The sequence below is a fragment of the Klebsiella quasivariicola genome (genome assembly GCF_002269255.1).
Classification (GTDB): domain Bacteria; phylum Pseudomonadota; class Gammaproteobacteria; order Enterobacterales; family Enterobacteriaceae; genus Klebsiella; species Klebsiella quasivariicola.
On sequence record NZ_CP022824.1, the window covers coordinates 189,821 to 215,252 of the forward strand.

The 25,432-nt window shown below is 55.7% G+C and carries 27 protein-coding genes and 5 pseudogenes; 9 read left to right on the top strand and 23 right to left on the bottom strand.

Annotated elements, in window-relative coordinates:
* Positions 1–9 precede the first annotated feature (9 nt).
* The 4 genes from traA to traM all read right to left on the bottom strand — a co-directional run bounded on the left by traA (position 10) and on the right by traM (position 2,114).
* On the bottom strand, positions 10–378 hold the full coding sequence (gene traA, locus B8P98_RS28925; RefSeq protein WP_004194426.1) for a type IV conjugative transfer system pilin TraA: 369 nt from the start codon (positions 376–378) through the stop codon (positions 10–12).
* 61 nt (positions 379–439) lie between these two features.
* A complete protein-coding gene (locus tag B8P98_RS28930; protein WP_004144426.1) occupies positions 440–610 on the bottom strand; it encodes a TraY domain-containing protein in 171 nt (56 codons plus the stop codon).
* Between the two features lie 150 nt (positions 611–760).
* Positions 761–1,498: a conjugal transfer protein TrbJ gene (locus B8P98_RS28935; RefSeq protein WP_157738383.1), complete on the bottom strand. Its 738-nt coding sequence runs from the start codon at positions 1,496–1,498 to the stop codon at positions 761–763.
* Positions 1,499–1,697: 199 nt separating this feature from the next.
* Complete coding sequence (gene traM, locus B8P98_RS28940; RefSeq protein ID WP_014343494.1) at positions 1,698–2,114, bottom strand: conjugal transfer relaxosome DNA-binding protein TraM; 417 nt, start codon at positions 2,112–2,114, stop codon at positions 1,698–1,700.
* Positions 2,115–2,504: 390 nt separating this feature from the next.
* On the opposite strand from traM, the gene B8P98_RS28945 reads away from it, so the two are divergent.
* Positions 2,505–2,990, top strand: a complete 486-nt coding sequence (locus B8P98_RS28945; protein WP_001568108.1) for a transglycosylase SLT domain-containing protein — start codon at positions 2,505–2,507, stop codon at positions 2,988–2,990.
* A gap of 32 nt (positions 2,991–3,022) precedes the next feature.
* Here B8P98_RS28945 and B8P98_RS28950 read toward each other — a convergent pair whose 3' ends face one another.
* The 7 genes from B8P98_RS28950 to B8P98_RS29000 form a co-directional block, all read right to left on the bottom strand.
* Positions 3,023–3,352, bottom strand: a complete 330-nt coding sequence (locus B8P98_RS28950; protein WP_053390269.1) for a DUF5983 family protein — start codon at positions 3,350–3,352, stop codon at positions 3,023–3,025.
* Between the two features lie 32 nt (positions 3,353–3,384).
* On the bottom strand, positions 3,385–4,206 hold the full coding sequence (locus B8P98_RS28955; protein WP_004152492.1) for a DUF932 domain-containing protein: 822 nt from the start codon (positions 4,204–4,206) through the stop codon (positions 3,385–3,387).
* A gap of 829 nt (positions 4,207–5,035) precedes the next feature.
* Positions 5,036–5,449: a helix-turn-helix domain-containing protein gene (locus tag B8P98_RS28980; RefSeq protein WP_023287139.1), complete on the bottom strand. Its 414-nt coding sequence runs from the start codon at positions 5,447–5,449 to the stop codon at positions 5,036–5,038.
* A complete protein-coding gene (locus B8P98_RS28985) occupies positions 5,450–5,728 on the bottom strand; it encodes a helix-turn-helix domain-containing protein (protein ID WP_004152721.1) in 279 nt (92 codons plus the stop codon).
* The gene (locus B8P98_RS28990; RefSeq protein ID WP_004152720.1) at positions 5,718–6,038 is read right to left on the bottom strand and encodes a type II toxin-antitoxin system RelE/ParE family toxin; all 321 of its coding nucleotides are present in this window, start codon (positions 6,036–6,038) and stop codon (positions 5,718–5,720) included. The genes B8P98_RS28985 and B8P98_RS28990 overlap by 11 nt, the downstream gene beginning before the upstream one ends.
* An 80-nt stretch (positions 6,039–6,118) precedes the next feature.
* Positions 6,119–6,343: a hypothetical protein gene (locus B8P98_RS28995; RefSeq protein ID WP_014343499.1), complete on the bottom strand. Its 225-nt coding sequence runs from the start codon at positions 6,341–6,343 to the stop codon at positions 6,119–6,121.
* Between the two features lie 10 nt (positions 6,344–6,353).
* A complete protein-coding gene (locus B8P98_RS29000; RefSeq protein WP_019706020.1) occupies positions 6,354–6,566 on the bottom strand; it encodes a hypothetical protein in 213 nt (70 codons plus the stop codon).
* Positions 6,567–6,658: 92 nt separating this feature from the next.
* Here B8P98_RS29000 and B8P98_RS29005 point away from each other — a divergent pair, with 92 nt between their 5' ends.
* The 5 genes and pseudogenes from B8P98_RS29005 to bcsG all read left to right on the top strand — a co-directional run bounded on the left by B8P98_RS29005 (position 6,659) and on the right by bcsG (position 9,896).
* Entirely contained in the window at positions 6,659–7,639 is a 981-nt protein-coding gene (locus tag B8P98_RS29005) for an IS5-like element ISKpn26 family transposase (RefSeq protein ID WP_020806188.1), read from the top strand.
* Complete coding sequence (locus B8P98_RS31960) at positions 7,621–7,830, top strand: hypothetical protein (RefSeq protein WP_143873711.1); 210 nt, start codon at positions 7,621–7,623, stop codon at positions 7,828–7,830. The genes B8P98_RS29005 and B8P98_RS31960 overlap by 19 nt, the downstream gene beginning before the upstream one ends.
* A pseudogene (locus B8P98_RS29015) lies at positions 7,784–8,026 on the top strand (BcsE family c-di-GMP-binding protein); the annotation flags it as partial. The gene B8P98_RS31960 and the pseudogene B8P98_RS29015, both read left to right, overlap by 47 nt.
* The gene (gene bcsF / locus B8P98_RS29020; RefSeq protein ID WP_004204976.1) at positions 8,026–8,223 is read left to right on the top strand and encodes a cellulose biosynthesis protein BcsF; all 198 of its coding nucleotides are present in this window, start codon (positions 8,026–8,028) and stop codon (positions 8,221–8,223) included. The pseudogene B8P98_RS29015 and the gene bcsF, both read left to right, overlap by 1 nt.
* Positions 8,220–9,896 carry a cellulose biosynthesis protein BcsG gene (gene bcsG, locus B8P98_RS29025; RefSeq protein ID WP_004204977.1) on the top strand — a complete coding sequence of 559 codons (1,677 nt, stop codon included), beginning with the start codon at positions 8,220–8,222 and terminating at the stop codon, positions 9,894–9,896. Before bcsF ends, bcsG begins: the two co-directional genes overlap by 4 nt.
* Positions 9,897–10,001: 105 nt before the next feature.
* Here bcsG and B8P98_RS29030 read toward each other — a convergent pair whose 3' ends face one another.
* The 7 genes and pseudogenes from B8P98_RS29030 to B8P98_RS29060 all read right to left on the bottom strand — a co-directional run bounded on the left by B8P98_RS29030 (position 10,002) and on the right by B8P98_RS29060 (position 21,433).
* A complete protein-coding gene (locus B8P98_RS29030) occupies positions 10,002–11,003 on the bottom strand; it encodes a glycosyl hydrolase family 8 (RefSeq protein ID WP_004204978.1) in 1,002 nt (333 codons plus the stop codon).
* Positions 11,004–11,014: 11 nt separating this feature from the next.
* Positions 11,015–11,491 carry a cellulose biosynthesis protein BcsD gene (gene bcsD, locus B8P98_RS29035; protein WP_004204979.1) on the bottom strand — a complete coding sequence of 159 codons (477 nt, stop codon included), beginning with the start codon at positions 11,489–11,491 and terminating at the stop codon, positions 11,015–11,017.
* Positions 11,491–15,543, bottom strand: coding sequence for a cellulose biosynthesis protein BcsC (locus B8P98_RS29040; protein WP_048266277.1), 4,053 nt, complete (start codon positions 15,541–15,543; stop codon positions 11,491–11,493). The genes bcsD and B8P98_RS29040 overlap by 1 nt, the downstream gene beginning before the upstream one ends.
* The gene (gene bcsB, locus B8P98_RS29045; RefSeq protein ID WP_048266276.1) at positions 15,540–17,975 is read right to left on the bottom strand and encodes a cellulose biosynthesis cyclic di-GMP-binding regulatory protein BcsB; all 2,436 of its coding nucleotides are present in this window, start codon (positions 17,973–17,975) and stop codon (positions 15,540–15,542) included. Before bcsB ends, B8P98_RS29040 begins: the two co-directional genes overlap by 4 nt.
* Positions 17,972–20,083, bottom strand: a complete 2,112-nt coding sequence (bcsA, locus tag B8P98_RS29050; protein WP_004204982.1) for a UDP-forming cellulose synthase catalytic subunit — start codon at positions 20,081–20,083, stop codon at positions 17,972–17,974. Before bcsA ends, bcsB begins: the two co-directional genes overlap by 4 nt.
* 19 nt (positions 20,084–20,102) lie before the next feature.
* A pseudogene (locus B8P98_RS29055) lies at positions 20,103–20,895 on the bottom strand (cellulose synthase operon protein YhjQ/BcsQ).
* 1 nt (position 20,896) lies between these two features.
* Positions 20,897–21,433, bottom strand: a complete 537-nt coding sequence (locus tag B8P98_RS29060; RefSeq protein WP_048266275.1) for a cellulose biosynthesis protein BcsO — start codon at positions 21,431–21,433, stop codon at positions 20,897–20,899.
* 364 nt (positions 21,434–21,797) lie between these two features.
* On the opposite strand from B8P98_RS29060, the pseudogene B8P98_RS29065 reads away from it, so the two are divergent.
* Positions 21,798–21,914 (top strand): annotated as a pseudogene (locus B8P98_RS29065) (IS5/IS1182 family transposase); the annotation flags it as partial.
* Here B8P98_RS29065 and B8P98_RS29070 read toward each other — a convergent pair.
* A protein-coding gene (locus tag B8P98_RS29070; protein WP_223174630.1) for an IS1 family transposase occupies positions 21,911–22,608 on the bottom strand; the annotation gives its coding sequence in 2 pieces (ribosomal slippage) (positions 21,911–22,359 and positions 22,359–22,608; 699 coding nt in all). The pseudogene B8P98_RS29065 and the gene B8P98_RS29070 overlap by 4 nt on opposite strands.
* A gap of 56 nt (positions 22,609–22,664) precedes the next feature.
* Here B8P98_RS29070 and B8P98_RS29075 point away from each other — a divergent pair.
* Together B8P98_RS29075 and B8P98_RS31965 are read left to right on the top strand one after the other, a co-directional pair.
* A pseudogene (locus B8P98_RS29075) lies at positions 22,665–23,555 on the top strand (IS5-like element ISKpn26 family transposase); the annotation flags it as partial.
* Positions 23,537–23,773, top strand: coding sequence for a hypothetical protein (locus tag B8P98_RS31965; protein WP_306046130.1), 237 nt, complete (start codon positions 23,537–23,539; stop codon positions 23,771–23,773). The pseudogene B8P98_RS29075 and the gene B8P98_RS31965, both read left to right, overlap by 19 nt.
* Here the strand turns inward: B8P98_RS31965 and B8P98_RS31770 are convergent.
* From B8P98_RS31770 to psiB, 4 genes and pseudogenes are all read right to left on the bottom strand, one after another.
* A pseudogene (locus B8P98_RS31770) lies at positions 23,704–23,865 on the bottom strand (hypothetical protein); the annotation flags it as partial. The gene B8P98_RS31965 and the pseudogene B8P98_RS31770 overlap by 70 nt on opposite strands.
* 55 nt (positions 23,866–23,920) lie before the next feature.
* Positions 23,921–24,247, bottom strand: coding sequence for a hypothetical protein (locus B8P98_RS29085; protein WP_001568059.1), 327 nt, complete (start codon positions 24,245–24,247; stop codon positions 23,921–23,923).
* Positions 24,244–24,972 (bottom strand): plasmid SOS inhibition protein A, encoded by a 729-nt coding sequence (locus B8P98_RS29090; RefSeq protein ID WP_001568058.1) that lies wholly within the window; start codon positions 24,970–24,972, stop codon positions 24,244–24,246. The genes B8P98_RS29085 and B8P98_RS29090 overlap by 4 nt, the downstream gene beginning before the upstream one ends.
* On the bottom strand, positions 24,969–25,400 hold the full coding sequence (gene psiB / locus B8P98_RS29095; protein WP_001568057.1) for a conjugation system SOS inhibitor PsiB: 432 nt from the start codon (positions 25,398–25,400) through the stop codon (positions 24,969–24,971). Before psiB ends, B8P98_RS29090 begins: the two co-directional genes overlap by 4 nt.
* Between the last annotated feature and the right edge of the window lie 32 nt (positions 25,401–25,432).

Here is a 25,432-nt window from a genome sequence, read left to right on the forward strand (position 1 = left end):
TGCTTCCTGTCAGTAACCGGCGACCGACATACCGATGGTGATAAAGGTGGAAATAATCGCGAAGCCAAACAGGAACTTCACGTTTTTGGTCATCATGTACATGATGCCGCCGGCGACAACTTCTGCCAGAACCACCCATTTGACGACGCTGGACTGCTTACCAAACGTGCCTTTAACGGTCGCATCCCCGGACTTCATCAGGTCGGTTGCCGTGGTGGTGGCCATCGCAGCATCCGGGAAGAACGCCGCCACAGCAGCAACCGGCAGCGCAACTTTAGCGACTTTCAGGGCTTTCTTTTTATTGAAAACGCGGGACATAAAAGACGGTTTGGTTTTTTCAGAGACAGCAGAGCCCTGAACACTTAATACAGCATTCATATTTATTTCCTTTAAAAAGAATGGTTGATATATAAAACAGATTTTTGACTATGATGTTAAATCACTCTTCCTTTTCACCTCCTGGTACGGCTAGTTCCGAGTTATAAAAGTCCGGAAAACGTTCTAGATGATCTTTCAGTCTCAAATAAGCTTCAGCTGTTTTACTTCTTCTGCTTCTGTCTTTTGCTTTGATGAGTCGACGATTAGTTTCTTCATCTAATTTTAAAAGCACATTTTTTCCAGGCGCAGGTCGTGCGTTGCTCCTAATCGCTCTTTCCAATCGACCTCCAAAGTAAGATTACCAACCTTTAATAAATCTTACATTGGAGGATTTAAAAGTAAACAAACTAAGGAGAAATCTTGAGTAAATTATTTTCACAAATCAAAAGTACCGATGGTACTTTTGATTTAACAAAAAATTAACGCCGTCTTTTAATATCGAAACCACATTCGATATAAACTTTCCATAACTTAGAGTATAGATCGATGACATTATGATATAGTCACGATCATCAAAGCTCAGTTCCTTTTTTATTTTACTAACTGTATTTTTTGAGGTTTGCACCCCAACACCTGTAATCTTAGAAATAGATGCATGAGAAAACCCAACCGCATACAGATTAAAGATAGCCCAGTCAGACTTTGCTGAACGCTGAATTCTTTCGATATATCTTTGCATCTTTATAGAAAAGTCATTGTATTCCATTGAAGGATGAGGTATCGGTTCATCTTCATTTATAAAAACCCATTTACTGTATGTATCTTCATTAATCGAGAACGTTTCAATAAAAACAGTCCAAAGTAAACCTGCCAACCAAATATTTTTAACAAGTACAGCAGAACCTTCTGAAAACGATTTCAGTTCTGACTGCATCAGTTCCAGTTTGATCTCCAGGGAGAGATCCAGAAACCAGCTTCCCGGTGCTCTGGGTGTATCAAATGCTCCAGTTCCACCAGATGTTAAGAAAATTTTGTCAAAGGTTGGGCTGGTGTGAATTACTTCGCCCCGGGAATCACGAATAAAAGCAGGGCAAGATGAAATATTAAGCATCTCGCGCATAGAATGAATGGAATCTGTTTGACTGCGCACAGCAATATGACTACGATCCTTCGCACACATAGGCGCCTCCTGGAAAGGACACTATGGATAGTTGACGTTCGGGGGGACAAGCCCCGGACGTCAACGCTTCAACAAATTTTAGTACAACCCTGTAAGTATTCTATATTCCTTATACTTCCATGTCACTTTTTAAAGCTAGATCATTATTCTTTTTTTACTGCTGAATTAATTACAAACCACCATAAACACACACCAGTTCTTACTCTTCTTCCTGCTCGGGGAAGAAGTGAGAAATAACATCTTTTGCATCTTCTCGAATGTTACTCACCATGCTGCGGAACTCGAATCGTTCATCACCTGTAACATGAGGGCTTAGAGAGCCAATAGCCAAAAGTTTGGATACGGTAAACTGAGTCTTCATGACATTCTCAAGCAAAATCTTATTAAACTCAGTTTGGTTAAACCCTGAATCTTTTCTTTCCATTTGAGCCTCATAAACCCTAAGCCCTAATTCAAGGAGCATCGAAGCGACACTTGAAAAACTGACATCCTTTTCCTTTGCCCCTTCAGCCCTTCGCTTTTCCACTATTGCATTAATTTTCTCTGCAACTTCATCACTAGCATAAGCTTGTACCCTGGCCATATCGGTTCCTTTATTAAAAACAGCATCAAACAAGTTATTATGGCGAGAAGATAACGCGAGTTTACCTTCTTTACAACTCTAAACTTAAGTCTAGAGTCTAAGAAAGTTGCATTACGAGTCATATGGCGACTTAAGTCTAGAGTTAAGTCGCTTTAAATATATGATTATAAAAGAGTGAGTCATAAACGAGTCGCTATAGACTTACCGACGACTTACTACTGACTCGCCGGCAACTCACATATATATAAAGAAAAATAACATAATGTAATATAACTACAGTTAAGCCACTGAAGCTAAAGTGAAATCTGCAAAATTTTAATTTTGCGTAGTGTGTGGTGATTTTGTGGTGAGGAGTGCATATATGTTGAGTCTCGGTCTTGGATGGGTTAAGGTTATTCCGGGATTTGGCACGGAGGGGAATTCATGAAGGGAGTAGCGTTTGGTATCATCCTGTCTTTAATACCATTGTCATCAATGGCAGCAGACTGCTTTGATATGGCTGGCAGGGATTACAAAATTGATCCGGATCTCCTGCGTGCTATATCATGGCAAGAATCACGATTTAAAATTGATGCGATTGGGCGTAATCCTGTTACGGGTTATGGATCAGGCTTGATGCAAATTGACTCGCAGCATTTCAACGAACTGTCGCGATATGGAATAAAACCGGATCATCTTCTTAGCGATGCTTGTCTTAACATCTACACCGGAGCCTATTATCTGGCTCAGGCGTTTAAAAAGTGGGGCGTTTCGTGGGATGCAGTCGGGGCATACAATGCAGGCTTCAAAAAGACCCCGCGCCAGGCAGCAAGACGTTACGAGTATGCGAAGAAGATCCATTACTACTACACGGCTATCAAAGCAAGCAAACGAACTTCTTCTAAAGATCAGAAAATCGCCATGAACTAAAAAACCTTCTGATATAAGAAGGCTTGAATTTCTTAAAAATCTACGGCATCTATACCTGGATAATAATCGGCATCACTATCAAAATGAAAAAGCAGATACCCGCCCTCCCGGTGCATTAGTATGAGATTTTTGCGTAAAAATTTTGACACCCCACCTCTTTTTAGCGCCAGAAGATGGCGTTTGAAATCATACATCCTTATAACACAACCATAAGGTGTATCATGTATCCACTCTAAGTAACTATCGCAAGTTAGATAATTGGTTCTTGATGAAAGCACCTGAAGAACTCTGATATCACCTTCTTCCATATGTGAAATACTGATACAGACAGCTTTAAATTCAAACATAAGTATTCCCACCATCAAAACGCCGGACAGCTGCCCGGCGCTTATAATTAGCCTTTAAGAGTGCGGAATTTCTCCGCAATTAACCACAATGCCTTATTGAGTTTAACATCACCATCGATTGCTTTTACTGGCCGGGTTGTTGTTCTTTTCCCTTTTTCAGTTCGGCCAGGCAAACCGCCTTTAATCAGATTTTCCTGGACCCTTTGATATGTAGTCCAGATGTCATCTTTTTTATCTTCATAACGGCGCGGATGAATTATCTGTTCAATACTGACCGGAGATTTATTTTCATCTTCATATCGGTAGGTTAATGCAGCTTGTCCAAACAGACGCTGTTCTTCCTTGGTTAAGGCAATAGACTTCATGACATCAACGCCTTCAGTTATTTTATCGAAAATTCCCAGAACTTCGTAAGCACCTTCGATAACCCTTCCCACAATATCACCTTTATGAGGTACACGAATCTCACCAAACGACGTACCGCACACAAGGCCATTTGTGCATACAAAACGGAACATACCCGGGATCATTTGATAACTGGACGATCCATCATGCGAGTTAAGAAGAATGATTTCGGGTACTTCTGTTCCTTTATTGGCCCCTTCACGGCGAAGTCTTACCATATGCTTAGTATGCCCCCGTTTATCCTCATCCCTTACTCGTGACTGACAGGCAAAAAATGGCTGGAAACCTTCTTCACGTAATTTATCCAGCAGTGTAATGGTTGGAATATAGGTATAGCGATCACTACGTGAATTATGCTTTTCTTCTGAAAACACAGAAGGTACAACCTTGACTAATTCATCGTTAGTCAGTGGGCGTTCCTGACGAATGGAATGAGTAAGTCCAAATCGGGATGCTAAACGCATATTATTCTCCTTCACCTGTTTAATTTTTTAACCATCACCCGTTGAGTTGCCGGGGCCGCGGTTTTGACTTTGTGCGGGGACCTGCTGAACCTGCCCCCTGGATATAACCTTCACCCGTTTGAGAGCCGTTCGCCGCGAGGGCGTAAACGAGCACGGCCCGGTGCAGATGTCCGGGGGTGAGCGGGAAATTTTTTTCGGCCTAATGAAGCTGCAGCGGAATGGCCGGGAAAAATTTATTGCGAAAGGCCCTGCCGTCCCCTGGACAGCAAGACGGGTTGTGCTTGTCTCAGCCCCGGCGAATGGACTCAAACGGGTGATACGGGTACCAGGGGAAAGGAGCAGGCACCCGCCGCAACGACGAAGAGCGCGGGCGCGAAACGGCGTTGCCCCGCAGAGTGCCGGCAGTCCTTCGCCGGCACGGTGAAAGCGGCGCGACCGGGACGGTCGCAGCAAGCACTGCCGTTGACCTTGACGTCAGACATCAGACACTAGCCGTCAGGCCCGAAACCGCTTGCGGGTTCGGCGGAGCTTACCGCGTCTTTTCGCGGTTAGCGGAGTGTGGCTCGACGACCGGACAGCGCAGCTGGCCGGGAGCCGAAGGTGTCCAGTATGGGTGTGCTTTTAAAGCCTTTAAGGGTTAAAAAGAGACATCACAGCAGGGAGGAGAAGAGGAAGCAGACAGACAGCAGGCAGCAAACAGGGAAGACGCGGAAAGGAAATGCGGGCGGCGCGTCAGCGCGGCCCGGTTTTCCCGGCGCCGCAGGCGCGCGGTCTTTCGAGGCGCGGCCAGACGGGGACCGATGCCCCCTTCGCCTGCTCTGTTCCCGAATCAGTCAACAAACATCGAGACCGGGATTTGAAATCGATTTGCCAGCGCCCGCATGTGATCGAGGGTCAGACTGCGTTCACCACTGAGGATCCGGCTGACGAGTGATTTGTTGCCTATCTCGTTTTCAAAATCGGACTGTGAAAAACCGCGTTGCTGCATAAGAACCCGCAGCAACGATACACCGTTTTTACCAGCTTCGATGCGCGTATTAAATTCTTCAAATTCCACCGCGTTATCTTCCCAGGCATCGATGCGGGCAGTCAGCATATCAACCAGCGGGCTGTCCGGATCATGTTCCAGAAGATATTCAACGAGTTTACGTGCCTCTTCGTAATCTTTGCGGGACGAACTGCCACCCAGCAGAGGGACAATACTCGCCAGGTCATTCACCGCTTTATTGGCATCGCTAATCATTCAAACCTGCTGAATTTTAAAGTTAACACCGCAGGCTCTGGCGTACCGAACCAGCGTCTGAATACTCATTCGCGAAGCGTTCTTCTCCATACGTGAGATAGTAGGCGCTTTGATGCCCATACGTTCTGCAACCTGTGCCGACGTCAAACCCGCTTCTTTTCTCCATGTTGCTAAGGTTTCCCGAAGTAGCTCCGAGGCTTCTTCTGCCTCGAATGCCGCGCTGTACTCATGATCGTTCATTGCTTCGGTATGAACCTGGCTAAGGGTTTTATATTTCATTCTGCATTTCCTCCAGTCTGCGAAGTGCCTGATCTATTTCTGCCGGGGGCGTTTTTGGCGATTTTTTGATAAAGATCCGAAGTAGAAAAATACGTTCACCACTCTGATATACCCAGATTCCGCGGGCGATATCTGCCCCCATTGTACGTATTTCGAAAAGGCCGTTTCCAAGCGGCTTGGTATCTGGCTCGCGTAGCTGGCGAGGGTTTGCTTCCAGCTTCATGAGTAGCCTGGCCATTTTTGCACGAATGGCAGCAGGCAGAGCCGTAAACTCTTTTTCAGCCTCATCATGAAAGATGACTGTGAACATGAATGTAATCTCTAGTCCGTATGTGTATACGTTAGCTTAAAAGCTAACTTAGCTCAAGAGCTAAGTTAGCTGACTTCTCACTACCCGATCTTTACAATCTCAATACCCAGCATAAGAGCTATGAATTCCGCTTTGTTCTGAAGCAACCAGGTGCGTGCTTCGGGTGCCTGAGCTTTGCTGATATCGATATCAAACTGATTAAGCGCTGCAGCATCGGCGTGTCCGAGTGTAATACCGCGCCACTGCATCCCCGCATAATAGGCGTTCCCTGCCCCCTGCTGGATTTGTCTTTTCACGTGTTCCATTGCCCAGACCTCATTCCACACCCAGACGGCGGAACATATCGGCGATGATATTCCGGCGCGTATATGAAGCACCTGCGGCTTTCAGATCGGCCAGCACGTTATAGGCGTAACTGGCATCCTTTCCATGAAAAGCGATCACCTTTTCCGCTTTTGGTTCAAAACAGGATGGGGAAGTTTCCCGGGAGAAAACCTCTGATGAGTGTTGATGGCCGTATACTTTCATTTTGCGTTACCTCTGGTCTTTAAGGGAAGGTGCGAACAAGTTCCTGATATGAGATCATCATATTCATCCGGAGCGCATCCCAGAGGGACATCATGAGCCATCAACTCACCTTCGCCGATAGTGAATTCAGCACTAAGCGCCGTCAGACCCGAAAAGAGATTTTCCTCTCCCGCATGGAGCAGATTCTGCCATGGCAGAATATGACCGCTGTCATCGAGCCGTTTTATCCCAAGGCGGGCAATGGCCGACGGCCCTATCCGCTGGAGACCATGCTGCGTATTCACTGCATGCAGCATTGGTACAACCTGAGCGACGGTGCCATGGAAGATGCCCTGTACGAAATCGCCTCCATGCGCCTGTTTGCCCGATTATCCCTGGATAGCGCCCTGCCGGATCGCACCACCATCATGAATTTCCGCCACCTGCTCGAGCAGCATCAACTGGCCCGTCAATTGTTCAAGACCATCAATCGCTGGCTGGCCGAAGCAGGCGTCATGATGACCCAAGGCACTTTGGTGGATGCCACCATCATTGAGGCACCCAGCTCTACCAAGAACAAAGAGCAGCAACGCGATCCGGAGATGCATCAGACCAAGAAAGGCAATCAGTGGCACTTTGGCATGAAGGCCCACATTGGTGTCGATGCCAAGAGTGGCCTGACCCACAGCCTGGTCACCACCGCGGCCAACGAGCATGACCTCAATCAGCTGGGTAATCTGCTTCATGGAGAGGAGCAATTTGTCTCAGCCGATGCCGGCTACCAAGGAGCGCCACAGCGCGAGGAGCTGGCCGAGGTGGATGTGGACTGGCTGATCGCCGAGCGTCCCGGCAAGGTAAAAACCTTGAAGCAGCATCCGCGCAAGAACAAAACGGCCATCAACATCGAATACATGAAAGCCAGCATCCGTGCCAGGGTGGAGCACCCGTTTCGCATCATCAAGCGGCAGTTCGGCTTCGTGAAAGCCAGATACAGGGGGCTGCTGAAAAACGATAACCAACTGGCGATGTTATTCACCCTGGCCAACCTGTTTCGGGTGGACCAAATGATACGTCAGTGGGAGAGATCTCAGTAAAAACCGGAAATAACGCCAGAAATGGTGGAAAAAATAGCCTAAATAGGCTGATTCGATGTGTTTGCGGGAAAAAAATCGGCCCAGATCCGCGAAATTTTAATCAGCGAGTCAGCTTGGGAAGAAATGACCTGCTTATTCGCACCTTCCCTAAATCATATCTTCCCGCTACCGACTGGCGATATTTTTTCTAACCGCATGGTGTGGTTTGAAGACAAACAGATTCTCTCGGAAATTGTGATCATGCGCGGCATCGAGCCGGCGCGCTGGAATACGCCGCTGCCTCTCACGGTCGGTAAAAACGAGACCATCAACGCCACCCATGATGGACGCCACTGGCGACGCTACCCCGAACCACACCGGTTAACCACCCGTGAGGAGCAAGCCTGATGATGTCTATCGCCGATATTCTGCAACTGGTGGTGCTCTGCGCCCTGCTGTTTTTTCCGCTGGGCTACCTGACGCGCCACTATCAGCGCCGGATCCGCACGACGTTAAGACTGATGTTCTTTAAACCCCGTTACGTGAAACCGGCAGGGGTATTACGCCGGGGAACAACGGTTAAGCAAGGCAAAGCGAACAAATGACAAATAAAAAAACGACCGCGGCACCGCTTCCGCTCTGGCAGTACTGGCGCGGCCTTGGCGGCTGGAACTTCTACTTTCTGGTCAAGTTTGCCCTGCTGTGGGCCGGGTATCTCAATTTTCACCCGATGCTTAACCTGGTGTTTCTCGCCTTTCTGCTGGTGCCGATCCCGCGCGAAAAGCTGCACCGCATCCGCCACTGGATCGCCATTCCGCTGGGATTCGCGCTGTTCTGGCACGATACCTGGCTGCCCGGGCCAGAGTCGATTTTTAGCCAGGGATCGCAAATCGCCGGCTTCAGCGCCAGCTATATCTGGGATCTGATTGTCCGCTTTATCAACTGGAGCATGGTCGGCGCCTTCTTTGTTTTACTGGTGCTGTGGCTGTTTATCAGCCAGTGGCTGCGCGTTACCGTGTTTGTCTCCGCGATGGTCGTCTGGCAGGCGGTCAGTCCGCTGCTGCCGGCCTTTACCATTTGGCCTGCCGGTCAGCCCACCACTGCCGCCGCCACCGCGCCGGCCAACGTCGGGACCAACGCCGCCGCTGGCGCCGCGTCCAGCCCGGCCAGCAGCGATATTCCGCCGCAGACCGAACCGCCGACCTCGGCCAACCTCACCAACTGGCTGAACGGTTTCTATGCCGCCGAGCAGAAGCGCAAGACACCGTTCCCGGACCAGCTGCCGGCGGATGCGCAGCCGTTTGACCTGCTGGTGATCAATATCTGCTCGCTCTCCTGGTCGGATATTGAAGCCGCCGGGCTGATGGACCACCCGCTGTGGAAGCATTTCGATATCGTCTTCAAAAACTTTAACTCAGCGACCTCCTACAGCGGACCTGCGGCGGTGCGTCTGCTGCGCGCCAGCTGCGGCCAGCTGTCGCATACCAACCTGTATCAGCCATCCGGCGCCGATTGCTACCTGTTTGAAAACCTGGCGAAACTCGGCTTCAACCAGCAGTTGATGCTCGGCCACAACGGCCTGTTCGGCGACTTCCTGAAAGAGCTGCGTTCGCTGGGCGGCATGCAGAGCCCGCTGATGGACCAGAGCGGTCTGCCGGTCAGCCTGCAGGCATTTGATGGCTCGCCAGTGTATGAGGATCTCGCGGTTCTCAACCGCTGGCTGAAGACCGAAGAGGCCAGCAGCAATCCGCGGAGCGCCACGTTCTATAACACCCTGCCGCTGCATGACGGCAATCACTTCCCGGGACAAAGCAAAACCGCGGACTACAAAGTGCGGGCGCAGAAGCTGTTTGACGACCTGGATAACTTCTTCACCGAACTGGAAAAATCGGGGCGTAAGGTGATGGTGGTGGTGGTGCCGGAACACGGCGGCGCGCTGAAGGGCGATAAGATGCAGGTGTCTGGCCTGCGGGATATCCCGAGCCCGTCGATCACTAACGTCCCGACGGCGGTGAAATTCTTCGGCATGAAGGCGCCGCATGAAGGCGCGCCAATTATCATCGATCAGCCCAGCAGCTACCTGGCGGTGTCGGAGCTGGTGGTGCGCGCCCTCGACGGCAAAATGTTCAGCGAAGACAGCGTCAACTGGCAGCAGTATGTCGCCAACCTGCCGCAGAGCGCGGCGGTGTCCGAAAACGCCAACGCCATCGTTATCCAGTATCAGGGCAAGCCTTATGTCCAGTTGAATGGCGGCAGTTGGGTGCCTTATCCGCAATAAGCGACAAGGCCGCCTATTCTGGCGGCCTTACATCGTGAGACGTTCCTGCTCTTTTCTCTCAGCCCGCAGGATACGGGCTGAGAAACCTGCAAAGCCATCACAGCGCTAGCGCTGATCCTGTTTCGCCAGCCAGACCAGCAGCTTGAGGCTGGCGGAGTAATAATCATCCTTGTCGTCAATCTGCGGCGCTTCCAGCGGTTCGCCAAGCGTTAAATCACGCACCGCCAGCAGGCCGCCGGCCATATTCCACGGGGCGACCTCGTTGGTGCTAACGTTGATCCACGCCGGAGTTTGCAGGCGCGGGTAACTCTGCATCCAGGCTTTCCACGGTGCGAGCAAGGCGCTGTGCGGATCGACCCACGAGATATACAGCGGGATACGGATCGCATCGAAACTCATCCGCGGCGGCCACTCTTTGGCCGGCAGCATCTTGCCATCCGCCCGCAGCGCCACCCAGTCGCTGGGCAGATGCGATTTCCCCCAGCCCATCTGCCCCAGCAGCGCCTGCCCGTCACTCTGCAATGTCCGCCAGGCGGTCAGGTGCGTCCGCTCCGCAAAGGCCCGCCAGGCCGGGAAGATGAAATAGGAGGGGTTAAGGTTCAGGTGGTCGTTGCGGTTAAACCCCTTCACGCCCGGGAGCATCACCTGGCGACCGGCGAAAGTCACCACCGTATATTTCAGCAGGGAGGCGGTGATGGCATCGGAGGCCGTGGCGTAGCGCTTGTCCTGCCACTGCTTTTGCGCGCGCAGCAGCGCCCAGGCGATCAGGGTATCGCCATCGGTGGCGTTGTTTTTATCGGCGATCGGGTCCGGCGCCACCGGGTTATAGCGCCAGTAAAACAGCCCGTTAGACTTGTCGCGCAGGGTGCTGTCTGTCCACTGCCACAGCTTGTCGAACGCCGGGCGATCGTTATTCGCCACCGCCAGGAGCATGGCGAAGCCCTGGCCTTCCGTATGCGACACATTGCCATTGGCGGTATCAATGATACGGCCGTCCGGCATCATAAAACGGGCCTTATAACGCTCCCAGGCCGTATCCGCCCACGCCCGGGGCACCAGCATTACTGCCGTTGTCACTATCACCGCCACTAAAGCACGCAGGGGCATAAATTCACTCATTATGGATGGTAGTAAAGAAACTGAACGTCAGAGACAGAGAACACCCGCTCACGCTGCAATATTACGTGAGCGCTGCCTCCCTGACTCTGCAGCCAGCGAGAATATAACCCCTCGAGTATGGCACAGAACGCGTTGCACCAGCGCACGCGCCCCGCATCATCGCGGCTGACCGGCAACGCCTGATGGCGCAAGCGCAGGCCATCCTCACCGACGTCGATGGTCACCACCCCCCAGTGGAAATGGGTCAGCAGCCGGTTGATATTCGCCTCCAGCTCCCCTACGGTCTCCGACGCCGGCAACGGATGGGTCTCCGCCAACGAGGCGCCCATCTGACGCAGGAAGGGCTGACTTTCCAGCTCGCCGGCATTATTTAACATACCTTCGACCATAATAATCAACAGATCGAACCATCCGGCAGGCGTTTGCTGCTGCTGAAACCAGGTCATCACCACCGGGTTATTGTTCTCCGTCATCATCAATGATCTCCTAACATATAGCGAATATAGAGCCCGGCGGTGCTTTCGTTATAATCCCCGAAGGTGTCATAGCCAATCTGGCCCCCCAGCGTCATCTGTTTGTTGACCTTGTAATCCGCCCCGGCGCGCAGGGTATAGCCGATGCCGCTCTTCGAGGTCGCAGAATAGTAGGCTTCCTTGGCAAACCCATTGCTCACCGCCGTCTCCAGGGTCTGCTGCCACTCCGAATTGGTCGGGAAATAGGCGCTCTTATCCTGGCTGTAAGACTGGTAGCCCACCGAGCCGCCGAGCTTCATGGTCCAGTTATCATATTTTTCCGTCAGACTGACCGGCAGCGACACGCTGACGTAGTTTTGCGGACTAAAGTAGCCCCCCTGGCCATAGGTGAAGTAGCTGAGGTTTTTGGAGTAATCCATATAGCTCATGCTCAACCCGGCCTGCAGCTGGCGGTATTCGTCATGATAGGGCCGCAGATAGACCCCGGCATTGGCGTTGATGCTGGTGTTGCTGGCGACGTTCTGCCCCAGGTAGCTGTAACCGCCGCCGCCAACGTAGAAGCCCGCGTCACCGTCGTCATAACTCAGCTGCAGGGTGCCGCCGTTTTTCGTCACCTGCCCCCAGGTTTTACCGGAATAGGCATCCTTCAGACCGACATACGAAAGCAGGCTGTCGGTGAGCGAGCGGCGTTCGCCGGTGAGGATCAGCGACAGATAGTTGGTCAGCTTGGGCGACCATTTCACCCCGCCGACAACGGTATTCAGATCCTGGCCCAGCGGCGTGCTGCCGATATCGACCCGGTAATCGTCACCGCTTAGCGCCAGCGCCAGTTCGACGCCGTTGGCCTTCTGCGAATCGGTCGAGCCGCTGGTCTGGTCAACGTTCGGCTTACGGCTGGACGAGGAAAGATAGCTGGCCACCTGCCCCGAATCATAGCTCCCGAGCTTCGCCAGGTTTTCCATCCCGCTGCTGGTGGTCGGATTGAAGTCCGCCGCGTTCAGGGTGCCCAGGCCGCTTAACGCCTCTGCCCCCGGATTGCTGGCAAAATAGGCCGTCCGCTCCGCCTCGGTCATCGAGGCGATCGCCGCCTGCTCGCTGGTGGCGGTACTCACCATATTGGAGACCGCGTTGGCCAGCGGGTTGGCGCCGTAGCGGCGCCAGGCGTCGCCGCTGGCGGTCCCGGCGTTTAACGACACCGGGGTGACGGTAAAGTCAAAGCGCGAGTCGCCAAACGGCGAGGAGGACCAGGTCAGCGGCGTTCTGAGCTCCGTCAGCTTGCTGGTGCCCGATTCGCCGTCGCGTCCGCGCACGTCCATTCCCCCCTGCAGCCAGCTGCCGGTTTTCTCCTGCAGCGACTCCATCATGGTGTCCACCTGACGCAGCATCCGCGTCTGGGCGGTGTCCACCGGCAGATCGGTGCGCTGGATCCCCGGCAGTGAGGAGCCGGGCGCGGCGGCCGACTGGGCAACCTGCCACGGCATATACTGCCCGTAGGCGGAGGCCGTCCGCGTCGGCGCCGACGTTTGCGACACGCCGATGAAGGGGTTATCCGCCGCCAGCACCCCGCCGACGGTCGGCGTTTCGCTGCTGTTGGTGCTTTGCATGCCCAGCAGTTTGCCGCGGGCGCTGCGCAGGTAGGTCATCGCCTGCTGATGATGACCCTGGGCCTCCGCCACTCTCGCCAGCAGCAGCAGGCGATCCGGGGAGTTATCCTGACGCAAGCCGCCGGCCAGCTGTTCCGCGCGCTCGTTGTTCCCCGCCGACAGCGCGACGTCGATAGCCCCGGCGCGCGCATCCTGGTTCGGCGTATCGCGCGTCATCAGATAGTCATAGACCACCCCGGCCTCTTTGTTCATTTTGCCGCTCTGGTACAGCCGCGCCATGGCGAACATCAGATCGGTATTCTGCGGATCGCTTTGCATGGCGCGGATCAGCTTGTCATACGCCGCGGCATAATTGCCCTGCTCGCGCAGGCGGTCGGCCTCGTTGATCACATAGCCATTGCGAATGCTCGCCAGCTGCGTCGGCGTACTGCTGGCCTGCAGCTGCGGATTGCTGATCAGGTTCTGCGCCTCGCCGGTCAGCCCGGCCTGGTTCAGGACGGCGATCTGATCGGCGTAATCCCCGGCGTTGCCGGACACCCCGCCGCTGATATTGTTGCGCACCAGCGATACCGCGGTGGTCAGGTCGCCGCTCTCGGCCAGCAGCCGCGCCAGCTTGCCGGCGTCCGCCGGGGCTTTCGGCGGCGTGGAGGCCATCGCCCGCAGGGTATTGCTGGCGGCGATGGTATTGCCCTGCGCCAGGTAGTTTTCGGCGGTCACCAGCTGCAGGTTGTAGTTCACCCGCTGGCGTAAATCGCGCATGTCGCTGGTCTGACTGCCGCCGGGAATGCGCGCCAGCAGCGTCTGCGCCTGTTGCCAGGCGCCGTTTTCGCTGGCGAACAGCGCGGCGGCATACAGCGCGCTGTTGCTGGCGCCGGGGCGATAGGCCGCCGACATCAGCGAAGAGGCCTCGCTGGCGTTACCCGATTTTTGCAGCAGTCGGGCCAGATCGAGACGCAGCCAGGGATCGTCCGGATAGCGGGCAACGCCTTCGCGCAGGGTGGCTATTGCGCCGGCTGGGTTACCGCTGCTGACCTGCGCCTGGGCCTGACGACGCAGGGCGTCGCCTGGCATGCCGGCCACCACCCGCGGCTGCAGTTTTTGCTGTAGGCTCTGCGGCAGCGTCTGCAGCATCGCCTGCGCCTCGGCGGATTTATTCTGCTCGCGCAGCACGTAGTAGAGGTTTTCCCGCGCCGCCGCATTCTGCGGGTCGTCGTTTAACAGTGAGCGCAGCGTTTGCTCGGCCTGGGGTAAATCTTTGTTATGTCGCAGCACATCGGCACGAAACAGCTTCGCCGAGGCGCCCCGCGCCCCGCTCTGCTGCGCAAGCGGCGCGGAGAGCGCCAGCGCCTGGCTGATATTGCCCTGCTTATAGGCCTGCTGAGCCTGCGCCAGCTGGCCGTAGAACAGGGCATCAGCCGCCTGCTGACGGCGGGTCGCCGAGGCGTCGCCGCCGAGGTCCGCCGCCCGGCTCAGATATTGCGATGCGGCCTGGTAGTCGCCGCTGCGCTGCGCGATATAGCCCATGCCCGCCAACGCATCGGCATCCTGCGGGTTGGTCTGCAATACCTCTTCAAACTGCTGCTTCGCGGCAGCGGTATTGCCGCTGTTAAGATTGGCGTAGCCCTGGCCGCGCGCCTGGCCGCTGCGCCGTTCACGAAAGTAGTTCTGAACTTCGCTATCCTGCGGATGACGCTGCATCCAGGTGTCGTAATACTGCTCATCCCCGGCCTGCGGACCCAGCCAGAGCAAGGCCTGACGCAAGCCACTGTCCGCCTCTTTATTGCCGCTGGCCATCGGCTCGAGCAGGGCGATCCCTTCCCGACGGGTATCTTCCCGCCAGGTTAACGCTTTGCCCAACGCTACCCGCGGGGCGTTCTCCTGGGGATGCTGCGCCACGTACTGCCGCAGTTCGCTAATGGCCTGCGGATAGAGCGATTTGTCGCTGGCCATGGTCAGGTAATATTCCGCCGCCAGCCCGGCAGGCGGCGTATTGCCATTGAACATGCTGCGCCAGGTCGCCAGCGCGCCGGGGATATTGCCGCCGCGCGCCTGCTGGCGAGCCAGGCTGAGCTGGCCCTGCGGCACCTGCGACATTTTTTTGGCGTTGTCCAGATCCTGCAGCCCCGGGCTGTCCGGCGCCGCTTTCGCCAGCCGCGCGCGCCACTGCGCCGCCGCCTGCATATCGCCGCCCTGCTGCGACCAGAGCGCCATCAGATACAGCGCCTGGGTGTTGTTGGCATCCACCGAGAGCACCTTCTGCAGGGACTCCATCGCCAGCTCGTCATGGGATTTCTCATGCCAGTAGTTGGCCTGGGCGAACAGCGCCTGCAGCGCCGCATCGTTACCCGCCGCCAGCGCGCCGCCAGAAGCGCCGAGAGCCAGGGCGCCGGTGAGGCAGAATGTGGTGAGCCGCCGGGAGCTTTTCATCGTTATCGTTATCTTTCTTTTCATTGGTTATCCCCCGAACCCAGACGCTTACGGGCGTGACGTTTAAACATCGCGGTCAGCGCCAGTCCCATTATCGAGGTGGCAATCAGCCCCAGCAGAGCGAGGAAACCGGAGTGCTGGCTGGCATACCAGACCGCCATCATGTACCACGGCATCTGACCGCTGGGGAACGGCGTACTCACCTGGAAACTACGCACCCCGTTATCGCTGGTGATCACCGCGGTATCGCCACGGATCCCGGCATTGATGCGCGGTGAGTCCAGATCGTTTTTCAGTCGCGCCAGCTGGTCATCATTGCTGGCCATCGCCACCACCACCAGGCGGGCGGGGTTCCACGGCGAACGATAGCTGATAAACCCGCGCCAGGCGCTGCTGGATGAGAAGTAGCGATCGGCATCGAGGCTGGCGGAGGTCCAGTCGCCGGTGAGTCGGCGCTGCGCTTTTTGCCACAGGTCGGGCTCGCGGACGCTCAGCACATTATCCACCGGGCGGTAGGGTGAGTCGGCCAGCAGGCTCTGGTTGAAGGCCTGCTGATCGAGAGCGGTGACCGCCAGCACATCACGTTCGCGCAGCGACTGCAAATCCCCGCCGCCGGTGGGCATCCCAAGCACGACGCGGTTATTCGCCAGCGCGGTGCCGGTCGCATTCCCGGAGCGCGCCGCCAGATTCAGCAGGGTTGCCACCTGGGTCTCAGACGGTTCCGCCGGCAGCAGGAGCGTCGTTTGCGAATAGTCCGCCAGCCGCGAGAAAGGGAAAGAGGCGCCGACGAAATAGGAGAGGTTTGGCAGCAGCGAGAAGTGTCGCGTTTTGCTCAAATCAATCCATGAGTCGTCAGTGATGCGGCTCTTGATATTGTTATTCAGCAGAACCGAGCACGGAACATCGTCCTTCGGCACCACATTGAAGTACATCGACAGCTGGTTATCGCCATAGATCAGGTAGGGTGCCAGCGGGATGGTAAAGCGCTCCTGGCGCGCATCGCCCCCGAGGTAGCGCCAGACTTTCTCCAGCGGCCCCTGCTTGTTCATCGGCAGGTTGTTGAGGAAGGTGCCGTTGAGCGTGACGCTCAGCAGGGACTTGTCTTCATTGATCCAACTCTCCGACGGGAAGCGGTAGCCAACCTGCAGCGGGATCGTCTCGCCATCCCACAGATAGAGGTCCGGCGCGGCGCGGAAGGCGATACGTAAAGGTTCGTGCCAGACGCCGCTGACGGTCGGGCTTTGATCCTTACGCAGCAGTTCGCTGAGCTTGACCGGACGATCGGTGGGGATCCAGCGCGGCGCATCGTACGCTTTGCCAACCGGGATGGTCTGTGGTTCAACATCCAGCGTCGCGGTTTGCGGCGCGAAGTTGCCGCGGGTCAGGCGCCAGGCGGCCATGCGCAGCGCGGTATCGTTTTTGCCGACAATCAACAGCAGCTTGTAGGCTGGATTGGCGGGGTTGGCGATGATGCGCAGCAGTGGCTTATCGGTTTCCGGCAGCGTCATGCCGCCCACCTGCTCGCCCGGGTGGCCAATCACGATACCGTGGCGTTCCGGCAGGCGGTCGCGCAGCGCGCTGAAGGCGATGCCGCGATAGTCCGCCTGGATACCCAGCCAGGAAGAGACCAGCGCCGCGGCGCTGAAGACGTCGGCCGACGGCTTCGCTCCATAGGAAACGGCGATGTCCGCCGGCGTCATCTGCATGCTGTCGAAGAATGGACGCGGGAAGTGGCTCAGATCGTCGCTGATGTTCAACTGCTGGCTTTCCCAGCTGAAATGCGACGTGGGCAGCACCGTCACCCGCGACGAATCATGAATGTCACGCTGGCACTGCAGGGTATCGCCATCGTTGATCTTCACGCTCAGGTTATTACTGGAAACCATCAGCGCGGGCGGGATATCCAGTTGATAATGGGAGACATCCTCGCCATCGGCGCCCAACGGCAGGGTGCCGAGCGGTTGACCGTTGAGCATCAGCTGCAGGGTGGCGTTGCGGCTCGCCATTTCCGGCGATACGCGAACGGCAAGGCTAAGCTGCGAATGGATCACCACCTGATCGGAAGGCAGGGTAAAGCTGACGCCCCCCTGCCGCTGACCGCCGCTGAGGATAATGCCGTCCGGCATCCCCATCTGCGCCAGATTCAGATCGCCTCCCCAGACCGGAGCGACAGGAATGACCTCCGGCGCGGCCGACCCGCTCACCGGCGGGGGCAAGTCCGGCATATCCGGCGCAGGGGCCGTCGCCGCCGCATCGCCGGCGGTGGCGGGGGCTGTCGGGGAGGCGCTCTCCTCCGGCGAGGCGGCCGGGGGTTCGTCGCCTGGCTCGCTGTCCGCCGCGCCATTGAGCTGCGGAAAGCTCAGCGGCGCGGCGGCGCCGGAGCCCGGTTCTTCACTGTGCAGCGCAGGCGCAGAGAGCATCCCTGCCAGCAGCGCCAGCGTCGTTAATCGCTTCATAACGTGCCATCCTCCTGCGCCGTTTTCGCCACTGTTGCCCGATTGCGCTGGCTGCGACGGGTTTTCCACGTCAGCCAGAACAGTTCGAACACGCAGCGTAAAATGGTGAAGAAGGAGCGGAACGGGTTATCCTGCGGGCGCGGCGGATTAATCCACGCATCCGCGCGGGCCAGCACCACGCGCACCAGCTCACGGCGGCGCGAAAGCGGAATATCTTCATCAAACTTGAGGCGCAGGAAGCGCTCGTCAGAGGTGACCAACTGGGCCGGGATGGAGATAGCCCCGGACTGCAGGATCAGCTCAACCTCTTCGATATCATCCTCCAGATGGCGCTTATCCGGCGCCACTACGCGGCAACCGCCCATCGACAGATCCTCGGTGTGGCTGCGGGACACAATGCCGCTGGCGTAATGGATCACTACCGGGATATCGACATCGATACGAATGGTTTTCCGCACCTGCCGCGTTTCACGCGCGACGGCAATCGCCGCCAGCAGGAAGATCAGGCTGTAGATACCCCACCCGACGTTCAGAGCGATAACGTTGGGGTCCGAGCCAAAGTAGTCATGGCCAATCGCCCGGACGATGCCGACGATCACCCCCAGCGCCAGCAGACAGGCCACCACCAGGTGCGGACGCACCACGGTGAAATCGAAGTAGCCGACGTCCAGCAGGCCGCCCTTATCGGTGACGTTGAATTTGCCGCGTTTGGGGAAAATCATCGTCACCAGGGTCGGCAGCACCAGGTGGAAAGCCAGCACAATGTCGTAGATTTCCCCCCAGAAGCTGTAGCGATAGCGGCCGTTCATTCGCGAACCGACGTAGATGGCGAGAAACAGGTGCGGCAGCGCATAGGAGACGATCAGGCTCGCTGACGAGTAAATGATATTGAGGTTAAACAGCAGATAAGCCAGCGGGGCGGTGACAAACACTACCCTCGGGAGCGCAAACTGGTAGTAGAGCATGGCGCTGAGGTAGCACAAGCGCTGCTGGAAGGTCAGCCCGCGGCCAAACAGCGGGTTATCGACGCGAAAAATCTGCGTCATCCCGCGCGCCCAGCGGGTACGCTGGATAACGTGCACCACCAGGCGCTCGGTGGCGAGACCAGCCGCCAGCGGGATATCGAGAAAGGCCGACTTCCAACCAAGGCGCTGGAACTTGAGCGCCGTATGGGCATCTTCGGTCACCGTTTCCACGGCGAAACCGCCGATCTGCGCCAGCGCCTCGCGGCGGATCACCGCGCAGGAGCCGCAGAAAAAGGTGGCGTTCCAGTTATCGTTGCCCTGCTGAATCGGGCCATAGAACAGCATCCCTTCGTTCGGGATGTTGCGTCCGACGGAGAGGTTGCGCTCGAACGGATCCGGGGAATAGAAGTAGTGCGGCGTCTGCACCAGAGCCAGCATCGGATCTTTCAGGAAGCCGCCGACAGTGGCCTGCAGAAACACGCGCGTGGCAACGTGGTCGCAGTCGAAAACACAGATAAGCTCCCCCTGGGTCAGGGTTAGGGCGTGGTTGAGGTTTCCCGCTTTAGCGTGTTTGTTATCGTTGCGGGTGATATAACCCACCCCGACGTCGGCGGCGAAGACGGCAAACTCGCTGCGCTTACCATCATCCAGAAGATAGATTTTCATTTTATCTTTTGGATAATCAATACATTGTGCCGCGAGGACGGTGTCACGCACCACCTCAAGCGGTTCGTTATAGCTCGGAATATAGATATCCACCGTCGGCCACTTGCTCATATCATCCGGCAGCGGAACAATACCGCGCTTCAGCGGCCACACGGTCTGCAGATAGTTAAGCAGCAGCATCACCCAGATATAGACTTCCGCCAGAAAGAGCCCCATGCCGAGGATAGTTTCAATAGCTGAGTTGAAGTGCAGGGTCTGCGTGAGGCGAAAATACATGTAACGGGTAGACATCAGCAGCGACGTGACGACCATAATGACCGATACGCTGCGGCGCTTGCTGAACCCCATCAGAAAGAGAATACCGATGCTCAGCAGACCAAAAATATACTGCTTCTGGCTGTCCATCGGCGTGATCACCACCAGCACGGCGACGGGTGACAGCACCAGCGCCAGCAACCAAAAAAGAGATTTTTTCATTCAGCAGCCCTGCAATAAGTTAAAGCCCTGACATGCGTGGCTGGCTGTGCACCGTGCCATCGCCAATATGGATACCCAACAGCGAAGATATTTTTTTAGCAATAATTTCAATATCGAAGGCCGCTGCCGAGGAAGCGTTAAAGTCCAGAATCGACTTCTGCGACGCATTGGCCTCCACCACGCTTTCATCACGATGGACGATGCCAAGCAGTCGCTCGCCCAGCTTCTCTTCCATCAGGCTGGTGACGTCCCGGCTGACCTGGCGACGGCTATCGCTTTGGTTAATGACGAAATAGTGCCCATGCTTGTGATTCAGCGCCGCGCCGGTCAGGCGCTGTTTTTCCACGTGCGCCAGGGTCGACATCGAGGCAGTATCAGCCAGCAGCGGGATCAGATGCAGGTCCGCCAGCCCCGTCAGCGCCTTTAGCGCCGGCGAAGGCCCTGGCGGCATATCAGCGATGGTGATAAGTCCGGGATAATTCAGCAGTGCGGACAGTCCGCGCTGGAGAAAATGGTCGTTGTGGGTCAGCTGCTCATCAAACGCCTGACGCTGCGCTTCGCTCACTTCGCCATACGGCAGGACGAAAATGTTGCTGCCGGCGCTCAGCACGCACTGGCTCCAGTCGTGCAGCTCCAGCGCCTTCGCCACATAGCCGCGCTCATCGTTCAGCGGCACGCCAAAATGCAAACGCAGCGCGTTCTGGACATCAAAATCCAGCGCCAGCACTTTGCTGCCGGTCCGCGCCAGCGAATAGGCTAAATTGGCCGCCAGGGTCGTTTTCCCTACGCCACCTTTCGGTGAACAGACGCAAATCAACGGCATGTTGCGATCCTTTCCAGAAGTGATTTCAAAGGCTGGTCTTTATTTTTCGTCACCGGCTCTGCGCTTTTCGCCGCGAACAGGTGGGCATAGTTCTCGGCGGCGGGCGCGGGTCGGGGGGCTATTCTCGGCGGCGCCATTGCCGGTTCAGGCGCCGGGATTGAAGGCGCAGGGGTCACCGCAGGCTCCTGCCTGACTGGCTCCGGCGCGGCGGTGGCGGTCTCCACGGCCGGCTGCGGGGCCGCTGGCGCGGCCGGAGCGGCAGGCACAACGGAAGCGGAGGCTGGCGCCGCCGCTACGGCCGCTTCTATCTGGTGGAACAGATCCGCGGGCACTGACTGCGGCAGGGGCGCGGAAACCGAGCCTCCCAGCGCCAGGGAAGAGGGTTTCTCTGCGCCGGGATTTAGCTGATTGAGGATCGCCCAGTCGCCATGCTCGCGCGTGGCGGCTTGCGATGAAAGATCCTGAAATTTGAGGTTTTGCGTCCGCGTTTTTTCCTGAAAGCGCTGCAGATCATCATAATGGTTCATTGATAACCTCATGATTTTAAAAATTTCATATTAAGTTTGTTGTTATTTTCTAAGTATATTTAAAATATCGTTGCGTCTCTGGTATGGCAGAAAACGCGCCGTTGGAGACGTACCAATACATACGGTTGACAGGGTTATAATAGTTTAGAATTTGATTTCCGGTGTGATTCCACGGCAGAAGTATCGCTACACTAACATTTTCTTTTCAGAAGGATAGCCCCATTTTTTAGGTATGCGTCCATCCTTAAACCACGCTTCCACCGCGCTTCCCGTCCGTTTTTATATAAATGTATTAGGGAAGGTGCGAACAAGTTCCTGATATGAGATCATCATATTCATCCGGAGCGCATCCCAGAGGGACATCATGAGCCATCAACTCACCTTCGCCGATAGTGAATTCAGCACTAAGCGCCGTCAGACCCGAAAAGAGATTTTCCTCTCCCGCATGGAGCAGATTCTGCCGGTAATGACTCCAATTTACTGATAGTGTTTTATGTTCAGATAGTGCCCGATGACTTTGTCATGCAGCTCCACCGATTTTGAGAACGACAGGGACTTCCTGCCCAGCCTTGCCAGATGCTGTCTCAGATTCAGGTTGTGTCGCTCAATTCGCTGCGTGTAACGCTTACTGATGACGTGCAGTTTTCCCTTCAGACGTGACTCATACATCGGCCAGCCGTCCGTCATCCATACCACCACGTCAAAAACTGACAGCAGGCTCAGAAGACGCTCCAGTGTGGCCATAGTGCGTTCACCGAAAACGTGGGCTACCACCGCCCTGCGTATCCTGTCATACGCGTAAAACAGCCAGCGCTGACGTGATTTTGCACCGACGTAGCCCCATTGCTCGTCCATCTCCGCACAGACAATGACATCACTGCCCGGCTGTATCCGGGAGGTTACTGACTGCGGCCTGAGTTTTTTAAATGGCGCAAAATGGTGTTGAGGCCCACGCCCATTAGTCGTGCGGTGGCACGGCAACCGACGCCGTTCATAGCCATATCAATGATTTTCTGGTGTGTACCGGGCTGAGAAGCGGCATAAGTGAAGGTGAGCTGCCATGTTTTACGGCAGTGAGAGCAGAGATAACGTTGATGCCCGGCAGTACTTTTGCCATTACGCATCACGCCTTCAGTAGCGGAACAGGAGGGACAGCAGACGGAGACTGAAGCCACGGGAGCACCTTAAAAACACCATTATACACTAAATCAGCAAGTTGGTAGCATCACCGATTCTGCCATGGCAGAATATGACCGCTGTCATCGAGCCGTTTTATCCCAAGGCGGGCAATGGCCGACGGCCCTATCCGCTGGAGACCATGCTGCGTATTCACTGCATGCAGCATTGGTACAACCTGAGCGACGGTGCCATGGAAGATGCCCTGTACGAAATCGCCTCCATGCGCCTGTTTGCCCGATTATCCCTGGATAGCGCCCTGCCGGATCGCACCACCATCATGAATTTCCGCCACCTGCTCGAGCAGCATCAACTGGCCCGTCAATTGTTCAAGACCATCAATCGCTGGCTGGCCGAAGCAGGCGTCATGATGACCCAAGGCACTTTGGTGGATGCCACCATCATTGAGGCACCCAGCTCTACCAAGAACAAAGAGCAGCAACGCGATCCGGAGATGCATCAGACCAAGAAAGGCAATCAGTGGCACTTTGGCATGAAGGCCCACATTGGTGTCGATGCCAAGAGTGGCCTGACCCACAGCCTGGTCACCACCGCGGCCAACGAGCATGACCTCAATCAGCTGGGTAATCTGCTTCATGGAGAGGAGCAATTTGTCTCAGCCGATGCCGGCTACCAAGGAGCGCCACAGCGCGAGGAGCTGGCCGAGGTGGATGTGGACTGGCTGATCGCCGAGCGTCCCGGCAAGGTAAAAACCTTGAAGCAGCATCCGCGCAAGAACAAAACGGCCATCAACATCGAATACATGAAAGCCAGCATCCGTGCCAGGGTGGAGCACCCGTTTCGCATCATCAAGCGGCAGTTCGGCTTCGTGAAAGCCAGATACAGGGGGCTGCTGAAAAACGATAACCAACTGGCGATGTTATTCACCCTGGCCAACCTGTTTCGGGTGGACCAAATGATACGTCAGTGGGAGAGATCTCAGTAAAAACCGGAAATAACGCCAGAAATGGTGGAAAAAATAGCCTAAATAGGCTGATTCGATGTGTTTGCGGGAAAAAAATCGGCCCAGATCCGCGAAATTTTAATCAGCGAGTCAGCTTGGGAAGAAATGACCTGCTTATTCGCACCTTCCCTAACCAGTCAGGCGGATCACGCCATGTGATGACCGCAGCTATTAGTGTGCAGATGATTTGGCCTGCATAATAACCAGGGGAACCATACCATTCCGGAGCAACATGCTTCACGATCAACCAGAACAGCACGTTCATTAAGATAACGAGCAACCAGTACCTCATAGTTCTGCTTTCCTTGTATTTGGCCATCTGAGTTGTCAGACAGCATTGTACTTATTCATCGGGCGGACTTGCCATTGAAATACTCCGGACGCGCAGCCAGTTCACGCTCGATTAACTCGTCGGCAAACAAAGGGGCAACACGATGAATACGAGCCTGCATGTTGCGCCTTCTCACCGCAGCTTTCCGTTCATCGCTCCAGCGTTGGATCTGTTTCTGGCCGAGAAAATCCACGCATACAGCGTAACCTGAGCCAGCCACCCAGCGTGACATCACCTCTTCAGGTGCCGCCTGCCCTGCCTCCACGACAACGGAAATCAGTTCCCGTGGACCCGGGCAGGGCCTGTGCGGCAGTTTCCAGCGCAGAGAATAGCGCCACTTCATACACCACTCCGATCAGCCAGCTTATTTGGCACCTGCCAGCGTTCAGCAACACGAATATGTTCAGGTGTTTCCCGGACAATTAACGGAATTTCGTACATCACTGCATACAGCGGCTCACCGCTGATGCGAAGCCAGTCCAGTTCCTTCAGCGATGTGAATCGCGACTGCCAGCGCCAGAACGGTGCTGCAAGCTCTGCCGCGTCAAACTCGTCGCTCCACCGGGTGTACCAGGTGCAGACGGTTTCCGGTGACTGAAAATTCAGTTCTGTGACAGCCTGTCCCAGCAGGTTCTGACGCAGTAACCAGGACTGCTCGACCTGACGGGCTTCACGGCGCATTTTTCGGGTGAAGGCAAAGTCCTGACGTTTTAGCCTGCGTACTGTTCGGGTATGAAGGACTTCCGGAAAAAGTTCAGCCTGCACATCCATTGTCAGCGGCAGCGGACAGTATTCCCCGTGGCTGGAGATAAGCATATCCAGCGCCTCTTCCACCTGTTTCAGGCTGGAAAGGCGGTCTTTTGGATCACGGTGAAGGCCAGGAATACGGCGGGCAACGTCACTGTTAATCCGGCTACAGCCTGTCAGCAGGCGCAGGAATGTCCGGACGTGTGGCATCGATGGCAGACGTGCGCCGCGCTGGCGAGCCTCTTCCACCGTCATGATGGCCTGCAGCGCGGCCTGACGGGCTGGTTTAAGGGATACAAGAGCACTGGATGACGGGATCATTGTGCGCCCTCCTGTGACAGCGTGCTGATGATGCTGGCAAACGAGTAGCCACCGGCGTCAAGACACTCGATGAGATCCAGAGTATGGGTGATGAGTTCAGGGTTGAATGCATCCATCACGCGAACGACAGAGAACGGCTGACCGTCACGGGTAACAAAGACCACTATCCAGCGAGGATTCAGCTCCCCCGGACTGCATACCGCCACATCAAAGTGACCATGAGAGGGGGTAAAACGGATCTGGACAGGAAAGAAGCCGCCAAATTCGCACCGGTATTCGGCATTCACGGACCAGCCGGACGGTGAGGTCAGATCGCGCATGACAGCGTGACTCAGCTCCCGGCGAAAGTCTTCACCGGCGGCGCGGTAGTCTTCCAGCTCATCAGAAGACATGGTTTTCAGGACATCCAGAGTCAGTAACGTTTTCATTTTCAGTCTCCTTATCGCCGCCCCGCAGGGCG

Coding starts and splice junctions, on each gene's coding strand:
- B8P98_RS28985 (WP_004152721.1), bottom strand. CDS start 5,728: ATGAAATATAAAACCCTTAGCCAGGTTCATACCGAAGCAATGAACGAT.
- B8P98_RS29090 (WP_001568058.1), bottom strand. CDS start 24,972: ATGATCCCGTCATCCAGTGCTCTTGTATCCCTTAAACCAGCCCGTCAG.
- B8P98_RS28935 (WP_157738383.1), bottom strand. CDS start 1,498: ATGTGTGCGAAGGATCGTAGTCATATTGCTGTGCGCAGTCAAACAGAT.
- bcsB (WP_048266276.1), bottom strand. CDS start 17,975: ATGAAGCGATTAACGACGCTGGCGCTGCTGGCAGGGATGCTCTCTGCG.
- B8P98_RS29085 (WP_001568059.1), bottom strand. CDS start 24,247: ATGAAGTGGCGCTATTCTCTGCGCTGGAAACTGCCGCACAGGCCCTGC.
- B8P98_RS29030 (WP_004204978.1), bottom strand. CDS start 11,003: ATGCCCCTGCGTGCTTTAGTGGCGGTGATAGTGACAACGGCAGTAATG.
- traA (WP_004194426.1), bottom strand. CDS start 378: ATGAATGCTGTATTAAGTGTTCAGGGCTCTGCTGTCTCTGAAAAAACC.
- psiB (WP_001568057.1), bottom strand. CDS start 25,400: ATGAAAACGTTACTGACTCTGGATGTCCTGAAAACCATGTCTTCTGAT.
- B8P98_RS28945 (WP_001568108.1), top strand. CDS start 2,505: ATGAAGGGAGTAGCGTTTGGTATCATCCTGTCTTTAATACCATTGTCA.
- B8P98_RS29040 (WP_048266277.1), bottom strand. CDS start 15,543: ATGAAAAGAAAGATAACGATAACGATGAAAAGCTCCCGGCGGCTCACC.
- B8P98_RS28995 (WP_014343499.1), bottom strand. CDS start 6,343: ATGGAACACGTGAAAAGACAAATCCAGCAGGGGGCAGGGAACGCCTAT.
- B8P98_RS28990 (WP_004152720.1), bottom strand. CDS start 6,038: ATGTTCACAGTCATCTTTCATGATGAGGCTGAAAAAGAGTTTACGGCT.
- bcsG (WP_004204977.1), top strand. CDS start 8,220: ATGACAAATAAAAAAACGACCGCGGCACCGCTTCCGCTCTGGCAGTAC.
- bcsA (WP_004204982.1), bottom strand. CDS start 20,083: ATGAAAAAATCTCTTTTTTGGTTGCTGGCGCTGGTGCTGTCACCCGTC.
- bcsD (WP_004204979.1), bottom strand. CDS start 11,491: ATGATGACGGAGAACAATAACCCGGTGGTGATGACCTGGTTTCAGCAG.
- B8P98_RS28980 (WP_023287139.1), bottom strand. CDS start 5,449: ATGATTAGCGATGCCAATAAAGCGGTGAATGACCTGGCGAGTATTGTC.
- bcsF (WP_004204976.1), top strand. CDS start 8,026: ATGATGTCTATCGCCGATATTCTGCAACTGGTGGTGCTCTGCGCCCTG.
- B8P98_RS29000 (WP_019706020.1), bottom strand. CDS start 6,566: ATGAAAGTATACGGCCATCAACACTCATCAGAGGTTTTCTCCCGGGAA.
- B8P98_RS28955 (WP_004152492.1), bottom strand. CDS start 4,206: ATGCGTTTAGCATCCCGATTTGGACTTACTCATTCCATTCGTCAGGAA.
- B8P98_RS28950 (WP_053390269.1), bottom strand. CDS start 3,352: ATGGTGGGAATACTTATGTTTGAATTTAAAGCTGTCTGTATCAGTATT.
- B8P98_RS29005 (WP_020806188.1), top strand. CDS start 6,659: ATGAGCCATCAACTCACCTTCGCCGATAGTGAATTCAGCACTAAGCGC.
- B8P98_RS29060 (WP_048266275.1), bottom strand. CDS start 21,433: ATGAACCATTATGATGATCTGCAGCGCTTTCAGGAAAAAACGCGGACG.